14 protein-coding genes are annotated in these 12,065 nt (G+C 71.5%); 9 read left to right on the top strand and 5 right to left on the bottom strand.

Annotated features, from left to right (window positions below):
* Positions 1 to 312: 312 nt before the first annotated feature.
* The gene (locus tag ACFY1H_RS30395; RefSeq protein ID WP_366585345.1) at positions 313 to 1,104 is read right to left on the bottom strand and encodes an IclR family transcriptional regulator; all 792 of its coding nucleotides are present in this window, start codon (positions 1,102 to 1,104) and stop codon (positions 313 to 315) included.
* Between the two features lie 124 nt (positions 1,105 to 1,228).
* Here ACFY1H_RS30395 and ACFY1H_RS30390 point away from each other — a divergent pair, with 124 nt between their 5' ends.
* From ACFY1H_RS30390 to ACFY1H_RS30380, 3 genes are all read left to right on the top strand, one after another.
* Positions 1,229 to 2,434 carry a CaiB/BaiF CoA transferase family protein gene (locus ACFY1H_RS30390; protein ID WP_386951933.1) on the top strand — a complete coding sequence of 402 codons (1,206 nt, stop codon included), beginning with the start codon at positions 1,229 to 1,231 and terminating at the stop codon, positions 2,432 to 2,434.
* 30 nt (positions 2,435 to 2,464) lie between these two features.
* Positions 2,465 to 3,370, top strand: coding sequence for a hydroxymethylglutaryl-CoA lyase (locus tag ACFY1H_RS30385; RefSeq protein ID WP_386951930.1), 906 nt, complete (start codon positions 2,465 to 2,467; stop codon positions 3,368 to 3,370).
* 136 nt (positions 3,371 to 3,506) lie between these two features.
* Complete coding sequence (locus ACFY1H_RS30380; protein ID WP_386951927.1) at positions 3,507 to 5,588, top strand: AMP-binding protein; 2,082 nt, start codon at positions 3,507 to 3,509, stop codon at positions 5,586 to 5,588.
* A gap of 20 nt (positions 5,589 to 5,608) precedes the next feature.
* Here the strand turns inward: ACFY1H_RS30380 and ACFY1H_RS30375 are convergent, their stop codons facing one another.
* Both ACFY1H_RS30375 and ACFY1H_RS30370 read right to left on the bottom strand, forming a co-directional pair.
* Entirely contained in the window at positions 5,609 to 6,220 is a 612-nt protein-coding gene (locus tag ACFY1H_RS30375; protein ID WP_366585339.1) for a TMEM175 family protein, read from the bottom strand.
* 165 nt (positions 6,221 to 6,385) lie between these two features.
* Positions 6,386 to 7,228, bottom strand: a complete 843-nt coding sequence (locus tag ACFY1H_RS30370; RefSeq protein WP_386951923.1) for an SDR family NAD(P)-dependent oxidoreductase — start codon at positions 7,226 to 7,228, stop codon at positions 6,386 to 6,388.
* A gap of 144 nt (positions 7,229 to 7,372) precedes the next feature.
* On the opposite strand from ACFY1H_RS30370, the gene ACFY1H_RS30365 reads away from it, so the two are divergent.
* Positions 7,373 to 7,600: a helix-turn-helix domain-containing protein gene (locus ACFY1H_RS30365; protein WP_386951920.1), complete on the top strand. Its 228-nt coding sequence runs from the start codon at positions 7,373 to 7,375 to the stop codon at positions 7,598 to 7,600.
* Here the strand turns inward: ACFY1H_RS30365 and ACFY1H_RS30360 are convergent.
* Positions 7,591 to 7,713, bottom strand: a complete 123-nt coding sequence (locus ACFY1H_RS30360) for a hypothetical protein (RefSeq protein WP_386951917.1) — start codon at positions 7,711 to 7,713, stop codon at positions 7,591 to 7,593. The two genes, ACFY1H_RS30365 and ACFY1H_RS30360, sit on opposite strands and share 10 nt — an antisense overlap.
* A gap of 3 nt (positions 7,714 to 7,716) precedes the next feature.
* On the opposite strand from ACFY1H_RS30360, the gene ACFY1H_RS30355 reads away from it, so the two are divergent.
* Positions 7,717 to 8,205, top strand: coding sequence for a hypothetical protein (locus ACFY1H_RS30355; protein WP_386951915.1), 489 nt, complete (start codon positions 7,717 to 7,719; stop codon positions 8,203 to 8,205).
* Positions 8,206 to 8,256: 51 nt separating this feature from the next.
* Here ACFY1H_RS30355 and ACFY1H_RS30350 read toward each other — a convergent pair whose 3' ends face one another.
* Positions 8,257 to 9,150, bottom strand: a complete 894-nt coding sequence (locus ACFY1H_RS30350) for a LysR family transcriptional regulator ArgP (RefSeq protein ID WP_366585333.1) — start codon at positions 9,148 to 9,150, stop codon at positions 8,257 to 8,259.
* A 67-nt stretch (positions 9,151 to 9,217) separates the two neighbouring features.
* Between ACFY1H_RS30350 and ACFY1H_RS30345 the strand changes: the two genes are divergently transcribed.
* The 4 genes from ACFY1H_RS30345 to ACFY1H_RS30330 all read left to right on the top strand — a co-directional run bounded on the left by ACFY1H_RS30345 (position 9,218) and on the right by ACFY1H_RS30330 (position 11,949).
* On the top strand, positions 9,218 to 9,826 hold the full coding sequence (locus tag ACFY1H_RS30345; protein WP_366585331.1) for a LysE family transporter: 609 nt from the start codon (positions 9,218 to 9,220) through the stop codon (positions 9,824 to 9,826).
* A gap of 68 nt (positions 9,827 to 9,894) precedes the next feature.
* Entirely contained in the window at positions 9,895 to 10,344 is a 450-nt protein-coding gene (locus ACFY1H_RS30340) for a MarR family winged helix-turn-helix transcriptional regulator (RefSeq protein ID WP_366585329.1), read from the top strand.
* Positions 10,341 to 11,168 carry an ATP-binding cassette domain-containing protein gene (locus tag ACFY1H_RS30335; RefSeq protein WP_366585327.1) on the top strand — a complete coding sequence of 276 codons (828 nt, stop codon included), beginning with the start codon at positions 10,341 to 10,343 and terminating at the stop codon, positions 11,166 to 11,168. Before ACFY1H_RS30340 ends, ACFY1H_RS30335 begins: the two co-directional genes overlap by 4 nt.
* A complete protein-coding gene (locus tag ACFY1H_RS30330; protein WP_386951911.1) occupies positions 11,128 to 11,949 on the top strand; it encodes an ABC transporter permease in 822 nt (273 codons plus the stop codon). Before ACFY1H_RS30335 ends, ACFY1H_RS30330 begins: the two co-directional genes overlap by 41 nt.
* Positions 11,950 to 12,065: the final 116 nt, after the last annotated feature.

Genomic DNA, 12,065 nt, shown 5'->3' with positions numbered 1-12,065 from the left:
GTGATTCGTGCCCCCATGATGTGGCGGGATGTGCGCGGGCGTCAAGGGTGGCGGAGCGTCGTGGATCAGCCTGAGGGGTCCACCGATCGGGACGCATCCGCCCCCGTCGAGCCGCTCACCAGCACGAAGGGTGGTCAGTCGCGCGATCGGATCGGTCGACAAGAAATCTTCACCGCGCGACGAACCCGGCGAACCCGCCACAGCGGACGCCGGGACCACTCGTCCAGGCACCGGCCAGCGCGAACTGAAGGACGGATCAGGGAACCAGGTCCGTGACAGTGCCCCGCACGGACGCGACGCGGCCGGAAAGGGTCAGCCGGTGACGTCGTGCGCCATGCCCGCGCGGTAGCCCAGCCGTTCCGACGCCGCGGCCGCCGCCGCGAGCACCAGCGGCGCCAACCGCGGCACGTCCGCCGACGTCATGCGCTGGGTCGGCGCGCCGATGCCGATCACGGCGCTCAGCTCGCCCGTCAGCCCGAACACGGGGGCGCTGAGCGAGGCCGCGCCGAGGTCGCGTTCCTCGAAGCTGCTGGCGTAACCGTCGGCGCGGACCTGGGCGAGCTGCTGGTTGAGCTGGTCGATGTCGACGATCGTGTGCTCGGTGAAGCGCGCCAGGCCGTGGCCGACGGCGTCGCGCAGCGCGAGGCGGTCCCAGGCCAGGAAGACCTTCCCGGCCGAGCCGGCGTGCAGCGGCATGACCATGCCGACCACGAACAGCCGGATCACGGGGTGGCGCGACTCGGCCAGCGAAACCACCGTGCGGAAGGCGCCGTCGCGCACGTACAGGCAGGCCGTCTCGCCCGAGTCGTCGCGCAGTTTGTGCAGCACGGGACGCACGAGCCGCACCAGGTCCAGTCCGAAGGTGCCCGGTGCGGCCCAGCGCACGAGGCCGAGCCCGACGCGATAGGTGTCGTCGTAGCGGTCGAGGAAGCCTTCGCGCACCAGGTTGTGCACCAGCCGCTGGCACGTGCTCGCCGGCAGGCCGGTGGCGCGGGTGATCTGCTGCAGGGTCAGCTCGGGCTCCTCGATCGTGAACGACTCGAGGATCTGCTTGAACTTCCGCAGCACCAGCACCGGCGCGGTGCCGCCCCGCTCTTCCACCATCGCCGCCCCGCTTCTGTGACCCACCCGACTGTTTCGCCGAGTGTAGTCAGTCTCGATCGTCTTGACGGCAACACGCACGCCCGTATTCTGGGTCTGCAACTCACTATGTGGTTGGAGCGTGATCATGAGCAATCGAGGCCCCCTCACCGGGGTGCGGGTGGTCGAGCTGGGGAACTTCATCGCGGCGCCCACCGCCGGCCGGCTGCTGGCCGACTTCGGCGCCGACGTCGTGAAGGTCGAGCGCCCGGGCAGCGGCGACGAGCTGCGCCGCTGGCGCCTGCACGCCGGCGACACCTCCCTGCTCTTCCGGGCGCTGGGCCGCAACAAGCGGTCCGTCACCCTCGACCTGCGCTCCTCCGAGGGCCAGGACGTCGCGCGCAAGCTCATCGCCAAAGCCGACGTCGTCCTCGAGAACTTCCGCCCCGGCACGCTCGAACGCTGGGGCCTGGGCCCCGAAGAGCTCAAGCAGCTCAACCCCGGCCTCGTCCTCGTGCGCGTGTCCGGCTACGGCCAGACCGGCCCCTACCGCGACCGGCCCGGTTTCGGCGGCGTCGCCGAGGCCGTCGGCGGCTTGCGTGCGCTCACCGGGTACCCCGATCGCCCGCCGACGCGCGTCGGCGTGAGCCTGGCCGACTCCGTCGCCGGTCTCTACGCCGTGATCGGCGCGCTGATGGGCCTGCTGCGCCGGGAACGCGAGGGCGGCGGGGGCGAGACCGTGGACGTCGCGCTGTACGAGGCCGTCTACTCGCTGATGGAATCGCTGGTCCCGGACTTCGACGCGTTCGGCGTGGTCCGCGAGCCCGCCGGCTCCGCGCTGCCCGGCATCGCGCCGTCGAACACCTACCGCTGCGGCGACGGCAAGTACATCGTCGTGAGTGGCAACGGCGACGCCATCTTCCGCCGCCTCGCCCACGCCATCGGCCGCCCGGACCTCGCCGACGACCCGGCGCTGGCCGACAACGCCGGCCGAGTCGCCAACGCCGCCCGCCTCGACCAGGTCATCGGTGACTGGGCGCAGGGCCGGTCGCAGGAAGCCGCCGAGACGACGCTGCGCGCCGCCGACGTGCCCTGCGGCCCCATCCTCACCGCCGAGGACATCACCAAGGACCCCCACTTCGAGGCCCGCGGCATGCACCAGCGCCGGACCGTGCGCATCGACGACGAAGACGTCGAGGTCACCTTCCCCGGCGTCGTCCCCGCGCTCGGCGAGCACCCGGGCAGCGTGCGGACGCTCGGGCCGGAGCTCGGCGAGCACACCGAAGACGTGCTGGCCGAACTCGGCTTCGACGACGAGACCCGCGCGCGCCTGCGCGCCGACGGCGTCATCTGACCCCTGCACAGAGAACAAAGGAGACCCACCATGGACGAGGTCCTCATCACCGAGGTCGTGCTGCGCGACGGCCTGCAGGACGAAGCCCGCACCGTGCCCACCCCCGACAAGCTCCGCCTCGCCCGCGGCCTCGTCGACGCCGGGTTCCGCGCGCTCGAGGTCGGCTCCTTCGTCTCGAAGCGCCGCGTGCCGCAGATGGCCGACACCGACGAGCTCCTGCGCACGCTCGACCCGGCGACCAGCCCCGCCACCCTCCACACGCTCGTCTTCACCGAACGTGGCGCGCAGCAGGCCGTGGAGGCCGGCGCCCGGTCCGTGCGGCTGGTGGTCTCCGCCAGCGACGGGCACAGCACGGCCAACGCCGGCGTGCCGACCGAAGGCGCGCTCGCCCGGCTCGAGAGCTGCGCCGAGATCCTCACCGCCGCGGACGTCGCCCTCGAGGCGACCATCGCGACGGCCTTCGTCTGCCCGTTCGACGGCGACACCGACCCCGCACGCACCGCCGCCACCGCGGAACGCCTGGCCAAGCTCGGTGCCGGCGTGCTGCACCTCGCCGACACCATCGGCGCGGCCAACCCGAGCCTGCTGCGCCGCGGGATCGAAGCCGTGCGCGACGCGGTGCCCGACCTGCCGCTCGGCCTGCACCTGCACGACACCTACGGCTTCGCCGCCGCCAACGCGTGGGAGGGCCTGCGGCTCGGCATCCGCCGCTTCGACTCGTCGCTCGGCGGGATCGGCGGCTGCCCGTTCGCGCCCGGGGCCTCGGGCAACATCGCCACCGACGACCTCGTGCACCTGCTTCACCGCGAAGGCATCGCCACCGGCATCGACGTCGCGAAACTGGCCAGCCTGCGCGACGAGGTCCGGCTCGCCGTCGGCCACGAACTCGGCTCGGCGCTCTCGTCGGTTCCTGCCGTTCCCGCCGCACTCGTCTGAAAATTCCCGTCCCGTCGAATTGCTGGTGATTCGGAGTACCGGAGCCGAGCCGATTGCTGGTAGCGTGCCCGGCACCTGAACGCGCGTCCGGTACGTACCGGGGAGCGCAACGCGCGCGGCGGTGAGGCGGATCGCAATGCGAGACGATGTGGTCGAGGCGACCTCGACCGTCGGGCACCCGCCCGACGCGGTGTGGCAGATCATCGGCTCCCCCGAGCTCTACCCGAGATTCCTGCCGGCGATCAGCTGGTGCGAGGTGACCGAGGCGCCGTTGCGCGGCCGCGGCCCCCGCTGCCTGATCAGGCTGGCTCCCGACCGGGAAACGTTGGTCGAAGGCACCATCCACGCGGTGGTGTACCGGCCCGGCGAACACGTGGTGTGGTGCGGGCTGCCCGACGAGCGCAACTGGGTCTCGTTCGAGCTGCGCGCGCTCGCGGGCGGGACTGGCGTGCAGACGGAGATCGTGCTGCGCCTGATGCTCCCGTCGCTGCCGCCCGAGCACCACGACCTGCTCTCGCGCTCGGCCGTCAAGGGCATGCTGAAGGAGCTGACGCAGCGGATCGAGCTGCAGCTGTCCGGCGAAGCCGCCGAGCCGCCCGAGTACGACCGCGCCACGGCCCTGCGCACGGCCAACACGCTGGTGCGCGCGGGCGTGCTCGTCGCGGGCCGGCCGGACAAGGTCGCGAAGCAGCTCAACTCGCTTTCGCAGTGGGGCGCCACGATCGCCGGCGGCTACCTCGCGGCGACCGCGCGCGGCGCCGACGACATCGCGGTGCACGACGAGCGCAACAGCCGCTCGTTCCGCGACATCGACGAGCGCAGCAACCAGCTGGCCAACTCCCTGGCGAAGCTCGACGTCCGGCCGGGCCAGCGCGTGGCGCTGATGTGCCGCAACCACGCGGCGATGGTCGAGGCGTTCGTCGGCTGCAGCAAGCTCGGCGTCGACGTGGTGCTGCTCAACACCGGCCTCTCCCCCTCTGCGGTCGAGGACGTGCTCACCGAGCACCAGCCGGCCGCGGTGCTGGCCGACGACGAGTTCGCGCAGACCATCGCGGGCGTGCAGGGTGACTTCCCCCGCGTGAGCACGTGGGACGACGCCGAGCAGGGCTACCGCACCGTCGACGAGCTCATCCACGACGCCTCCGCCGCGCGGCCGAAGCCGGTCAAACGGCCGGGCCAGATCGTGGTGCTGACCTCCGGCACCACCGGCACGCCGAAGGGCGCGCGCCGGCCGACGCCGAAGGGCCTGAGTACAGCGGCGAGCATCCTCGCGCGGATTCCCTTGCGGGCGCGGGACAAGATCGCCGTCGCGGCGCCGCTGTTCCACAGCTGGGGCCTGGCCGCGTTGCAGGTCGGGATGTCGGTGCGGGCGGAGCTGTCGCTGATCCGCCGGTTCGACGCGGAGCAGACGCTGCGGATGATCGCCGAGCACCGCTGCGACGCGCTGTTCGCCGTGCCGATCATGTTGCAGCGCATCCACGAGCTGCCCGAGCGCGTGCGCAGCCGCTACGACCTGTCGTCGCTGCGGATCGTGGCCAGCAGCGGTTCGGCGATGTCGGGCTCGTTCGTGACGTCGTTCATGGACACCTTCGGCGACGTCCTCTACAACTTCTACGGCTCCACCGAGGTTTCCTGGGCCAGCATCGCCGACCCGGTCGACCTGCGCGCCGCGCCGACCACCGCCGGCCGCTGCCCGCCGGGCACCCGCATCGCCATCCTCGACGACGAGCGCCGCCCCGTGCCGCCCGGCGACGAGGGCCAGATCTTCGTCGGCAACGACATGCTCTTCGACGGCTACACCAACGGCTCCAGCGTGCCGCGCTCGAAGGACCTGATGGCCACCGGCGACGTCGGCTACCAGGACGCCGCGGGCCGGCTCTTCGTGACCGGCCGCGCCGACGAGATGATCGTGTCCGGCGGCGAGAACGTGTTCCCGCGCCCGGTGGAAGAGGCGCTGGTCGCACTGCCGGGCGTCTACGAGGCGGCCGTGGTGGGTGTGCCGGACGAGGAGTTCGGCCAGCGCCTGGCCGCCTACGTCGTGCTCCGCCGCGGCGCGCGCATGCACGCCGAGGACGTGCGCCACTACATCCACCAGAAGCTGGCGCGCTTCGCCGTGCCGCGTGACGTGTACTTCGTGCCGGAGCTCCCGCGCAACGCCACGGGCAAGATCCTCAAGCGGATGCTCAACGACGACCTGTGGCCGTTGCCGCAGGCGTGAATCGTCGGTGGGCTTGAGTCTCAGTCGTCGTCGCGCCCGCTGAACCGGCGGCGGGCGATGATCGGCGGGATGACGAGCAGCAGCAAGGCGTAGTAACCGAGGGCCGGGCGGACCGCGCCGATGACGAACGCGACCGCCAGCGCCACGACGGACAGCACGTTGTTGGCCAGCCAGCGATCCGTCACGCCCCCTTGGCGCAGGGCCACCTCCGGGTCCCGCCGGACGATCAGCACGAGCACCGTCTGGCACGCACTGCTGACGAGGATCGTGCCGATGTAGAAGAGCGTGGTGAAGCGGTCCGTGCCGTACTCACCGGTGAGCTCCGTCGGGAACGGCAGCACCGCGATGGTGAAGAGCCAGCAGAAGTTGGTGAGCGCGAGCGCCCCGCTGTAGGCGCGGACCTCCTCGAAGATGCGGTGGTGGCCCCACCACATCCGCGCGATCACCACAAAACTCAGCACGAAGCTGAAGAGCTGGTTCCAGTGCTCCAGAACGGCGTCGACGGCGTCCTTGTGCTCCGCCGCCAGCTCGGGCACCAGATCGGTGAGCGGCAGCACCAGCAACGTCAACGCGATGGCGACCACGGCGTCGCTGAAGAACACGAGCCGCTCGGGCGACTTCGTCCGCGGCACGCTCTGATCCGGGCTTTGATCCACTCCGAGATCCAACCACAGCGGGAAGTCCCGGGTGGCCACTTGCGCCGACGCGGGCCGCCCGGCCGGAAATCCGGCCGAGCGGGGCCGTTCATCCCACGGAGAACTCCGGGGCCACGGTGCCGATCGCTTCCTGGGAGCCGCTCACGATGCGTCGCGGGCGGAACCGTGGGCGAGGCGAGAGAGGTGGTCCCACTTCTCCCAGCCGTCGAGGCGGCGGGCGTACTCCGCGCGGACCAGGTCCAGGCCGCCGGCGCCGAACAGCACGCGCAGGGGCGGTTCTTCGGCGTCGGCGAGTGCGAGGACGGCCTGGCCGGTGGCTTCGATGTCGCCGGCGACGAAGTTCGTGGCCCGGTCGTCGTGCGCCTCGCGAATGTGGGCGTACGCGACGTCGGGCTGGGTCTGCGGGGAGTTGGCGGCCAGGCCGGTCTGGAAGACGATCGGCACGATGAGCGTCACCTTGATGTTGTAGGGCGCGACCTCCGCCGCAAGCGATTGGCTCACGCCCTCCAGCGCCCACTTCGACGCGTGGTAGAGCCCGAGCGCCGGGTAGGCGACCACACCGCCGAGCGAGGAAACCTGGAAAATCCGGCCGCCGCCGCGGGCACGCATCCCCGGCAGGACGGCCCGGGTGGTCCACATCGCCCCGAGATAGTTCGTCTCCATCTGCTCACGGACCTGATCGTCCGTGGCTTCCTCCACCGCGCCGATGAGCATGTGGCCGGCGTTGTTCACCAGCACATCGATGCCACCGAACCGCGCCTCGGCCGCAGCCACGGCTTCCCGGACGGCTGTCGCGTCCTGGACGTCGAAGCCCAGTGGCAGCACCTGGTCGCCGTACTTGTCAACCAGCGGCTTCAACGACGCCGCGTCCCGGGCCGTCGCCGCGAGCCGGTCGCCGCGCTCCAGAACGGCCCGGGCCCACGCAGCGCCCAGCCCGCGCGACGCCCCGGTCAGGAACCAGGCCTTCGGGCTGTGTTCGGTCATGACGTACTCCTTCGTGGCACCGGGGCCGGCACTTCCGGCCCCACCCACGACTTTCCGACGCACGGACCCGGGCAGGCAGAGCGAACCTCACCCTGGGACTGCCGGTCCCTGGCTGGCTCGGGCCACCGGCAGGGCACTGGACCGATGGACTCCGGACAGCTCTCCCACTTCCTGCGGGTGCGCCGCGAAGCGCTCACCCCCGAAGAGCTCGGGATCAAGTCCACCACCCGGCGCCGCACCCCCGGCCTGCGCCGCGAAGAGGTCGCCACCCGCGCCGGCATCTCCACCGACTACTACACCCGCCTCGAACAAGCCCGCGCCCCACAACCAACCCCCTCCGTCCTACGCGGCCTGACCCGCGCCTACGCCTGACACTCGACGAACGCGACCACCTCTTCCGCCTCGCCGGACACACCCCACCCGACCGCCTCCTCGCCGACGACCACGTCTCCCCCGTCCTCCTCAGCCTCCTCGACCGCCTCCACGACATGCCCGCCCAAATCATGACCGACCTCGGCGAAGTCCTCGCACAAAACACCCTCGCCACCGCCGTCTTCGGCGACCACACCCGGCTCGACGGACCCGACCGCAGCGCCGTCTACCGGTGGTTCACCTCGCCGGAGCTCCGGGCGGCCTACCCGCCCGAGGACCAGGCCCAGGAATCCCGGATGCTGGCTGCCGACTTGCGCGCGGCCCTGGTCCGCCGCAACGACCCCCGGGCCCACGCACTGGTCGACCGGCTGCTCGCGGAGAGCCCGGAGTTCGCCGAGCTGTGGGCCGCCCACGACGTCGCCGTGCTGCGCGGCCGCCGCAAACGCTTCCGGCACGCGGAAATGGGGCTGCTCGAACTCGACTGCCAGGCGCTGCTGGAGGAGAACCGGTCCCAGATCCTGGCGCTGTTCGTGCCGGCGGCCGGCACGGACACTGCGGACCGGCTGGCGTTGCTCGGGGTGCTCAGCGCGAGCCAGGAGCACTGACGTCCGACGGTCCACACGGGACACTCAGGACACTCAGCACACGCTGAACGCTCACTGCCGCAGCGCCGTGGCCGCCGCCGCGACGACCGCGGCGGCCACCGTCGCCAGGGCGGGCGAATCGAGTTTCCACTGCTGCCAGTACAGCGGCACGTCGGCGGGGTGGTCCGGGGCGAGGTCCACCAGCTCGTCGGCGCGGTGCTGCAGCTCCGGGACCATCCCCCAGCCCAGTCCGGCGGCCACGGCGTCCACGAAGGACTCCGAGGAGGGCACGAAGTGGCGCACCCCGGTCGCGCCGCGGCGGGTGAGGCCGCGCAGGAAGCGGTCCTGCAGCTCGTCCTTGCGGCCGAACAGCACGGCGGGCGCCGCCGGGAGGGCCTCGGGCAGCGGGCGGTCCATGAGCCACCGCGCGACGAACGCCGGGGACGCGACGGCGCGGTAGCGCATCCGGCCCAGGCGCGTCGAAGTGCAGCCCTGCACGGGGTTCGGCGCCGACGTGACGGCGGCCATCACCAGGCCCTCGCGCAGCAGCGTCGCGGTGTGGTCCTGGTCTTCGCTGTGGAGGTCGAACGCCACGGCCGGGGCGGAGCCGACGCCAGGCACGGCGGCCAGCGCGGGCAGGAACCAGGTGGCCAGCGAGTCGGCGTTCACGGCGATGGGCAGGGTCACCGGCCCGGCCGCGCCGACCAGGCCGAGCTCCGCGCGGGTGTCCTCCTCCAGGCGGGTGAGCTGGCGGGCGAAGCGCACGACGACCTGGCCCGAGCCGGTGAGCCGCACGGGTTTCGTCCGCAGGATCAGCACGCGCCCCAGGCGTTGTTCGAGCGCCTTCACGCGCTGGCTGACCGCCGACGGCGTCACGTGCAGCACGGCGGCCGCGCGGTCGAAGGACTGCTCGTCGACCACGGCGAGGAGCGTCCGGACCTGGTCGAGCGGGAGATCCGACATCACGAGAGCTAATGTTACGTAAGAATCTTTAGCTGGCCTAACGCCGAAACCCCGCCTTACGGTCGAAGGCGTGGTTCCCGCACTCGCCGCCGGCTTCGGCACCGGCCTCTCGCTCATCGTCGCCATCGGGGCGCAGAACACGTTCGTGCTGCAACAAGGGTTGCGCGGTGGGGCGGTCAAACGGCTGATCGTGGTGTGCGCGCTGTCGGACGTCGTGCTGATCGCCGCCGGCGTGAGCGGGATCGGCGCGGTGCTGCGGCGCTGGCCGGCGGCGATCACGGCGATCGGGGTCGTCGGCGGGGCGTTCCTGGTGACGTACGGGTTCCTCGCGGCCAGGCGCGCCCTGAAGCCCGGCGCGCTGACGACCGGCGCGCTCGAGCCCGTGTCCCCGCGGCGCACGGTGCTCACTGGGCTCGCGCTGACCTGGCTCAACCCCCACGTCTACCTCGACACGGTGCTTCTGCTCGGCTCGGTCGCGGCGGGCCAGGGCGGCGGCCGCTGGGCCTTCGGCGTCGGCGCCGCGCTGGCCAGCGCCGTCTGGTTCAGCGCGCTGGGCCTGGGCGCGCGCCGGCTCGCGGGGGTGTTCGCGCGGCCCGCGGCATGGCGAGTGCTCGACGGGCTGATCGCCGTGACGATGACTGCGCTCGGCGTTTCGATGGTCGTCGCGCAGCTGGCGTGAAACGCAAAGCCGACCAACCCGACAATCAGCGTTGCTAATAACTCTGACTCAGAGCTAATCTCGGAGGCATGATCCCACCTCCCGACCTCGCCGAGCGGCTGATGTCCGCCGTGCAGGGCATCCGGCGCGTCGTGCGGCGGCGGGTGCGCGCGGAAGTGCCCGGCCCTCCCCTGCCCGGCGCGCAGGTCGAGCTGCTGCGGGTGGTCGACCGCCTGCCCGGCATCGGTGTCGCCGCGGCGGCGCGCGAGCTGAGCCTCGCCGGCAACTCGGTGAGCACGCTCGTGAACCTCCTCGTCGAAGCCGGGTTGCTGCGCCGTGAGGTAGACCCGGCCGACCGGCGCGCCGCACAGTTGGAGGTGACCGAGGCCGCGCGCGAGCGCATGGCGATCTGGCGCAAGGCACGCACCGGGCTGGTCTCGGCCGCGCTCACGCAGCTGTCCGAAGAGGACACCGCGTCGATCACCGCGGCCCTGCCCGCGCTGGAGAAGCTGATGGACGTCCTGAAGGAGGAGGCATGACCGCCGCCGAAACCGACCGCGAGGCCGGGCCCGCCGTCCGGTGCACGGACCTGCACCACTCGTTCGGCACCACGAAGGCCGTGGACGGCGTCGACCTGGAGATCGTGCCGGGCGAAATCTTCGGCCTGCTCGGGCCGAACGGCGCCGGCAAGACCACCACCATCCGCATGATCACCACCCTGCTGCCCCTCGAAGCGGGCGCCATCTCCGTGTTCGGCGTCGACGTCACGCGCCGCCGCATGGCCGTGCGCCGGCTGATCGGCTACGTGCCCCAGCAGCTCTCGGCCGACGGCGCGCTCACCGGGCGCGAGAACGTGTCGCTGTTCGCGCGGCTGTTCGACGTCCCGCGCGCCCGCCGCGCCGACGAGGTCCACCGCGCGCTCGACCTGGTGGGCCTGCTGAACGAGGCCGAACGGCCCGTCGGCGGCTACTCCGGCGGCATGATCCGGCGCCTCGAGCTCGCGCAGGCGCTGGTGAGCTCCCCGCGGCTGCTGGTGCTCGACGAGCCGACCGTGGGCCTGGACCCGGTGGCGCGCTCGGCGGTGTGGGACCGCATCACCGAGATCCGCGAGCGCACCGGCATGACCGTGCTCGTCACCACGCACTACATGGATGAAGCAGAGCAATACTGCGACCGCGTCGCCCTCATGCACAGCGGCCGGATCCGCGCGCTCGGCACACCCGCCGAGCTGGAGGCCGACCTCGGCCCCGATTCCACTTTGGACGACGTGTTCCGGTCGATGACCGGCGACGCGCTGCAGAGCGAAACAGGAGGGATGCGCAATGTCCGCGCCACTCGCCGCACCGCCCGCCGTCTCGGCTGACCCGGGACCACTCGAACAGCTCCGCATCCTGCTCTCGCGCATCGGCGCGATGTGCCTGGTGGAGCTGCAGAAACTGCGCCGCGACCAGTCGGAGCTGATCACCCGCGCGATCCAGCCCGCCCTGTGGCTGCTGATCTTCGGCGAGACGTTCACGCGGATCCACGCGATCCCGACCGGCTCGATCCCCTACCTCGACTACCTCGCGCCCGGCATCCTCGCGCAGTCGGCGTTGTTCATCTCCATCTTCTATGGCATCCAGATCATCTGGGAACGCGACGCGGGTGTGCTCGCGAAGCTGCTCGTCACGCCGACGCCGCGGGCCGCGCTCGTGGCGGGCAAGGCGTTCGCGGCCGGGCTGCGCGCGCTGGTGCAGGCGCTGATGGTGCTGGTGCTCTCGGCGATCCTCGGCGTCGGTCTCACGGCGAACCCGCTGCGGCTGCTGGGCATGGTCGTGATCGTGATCCTCGGTTCGGCGTTCTTCTGCTGCTTCTCCATCGTGATCGCCGGCATCGTGTTGTCCCGCGACCGGCTGATGGGGATCGGGCAGGCCATCACCATGCCGTTGTTCTTCGGGTCCAACGCCCTCTACCCGGTGGACCTCATGCCCGGCTGGCTGAAGGTGCTCAGCCACATCAACCCGTTGAGCTACCAGGTCGACGCCCTTCGCGGACTTCTCATCGGCACTCCGGCCAACCTCGGGCTGGACTTCGGCGTCCTAGTGGGTGCGACCGCACTGGCGATCGGCGTCGCATCGGCTCTGCTCGGAAGGTTGGCTCGATGACAAGTTCCGCTTTACCCACCGTATTCACACGAGCCCGGTCGTAGGTTGGGGACCGTGGGAAAAGGCAAGGGGGTAGCCCCGTTCCTCGGATTGTGCGTGCTGGCAGGCGTTCTCGT

The sequence above is a fragment of the Amycolatopsis sp. NPDC001319 genome (assembly GCF_042896185.1).
Lineage (GTDB): Bacteria > Actinomycetota > Actinomycetes > Mycobacteriales > Pseudonocardiaceae > Amycolatopsis.
Note: the sequence above shows the minus strand (reverse complement) of the source record. Positions and strands in the feature narration are given on the sequence as shown.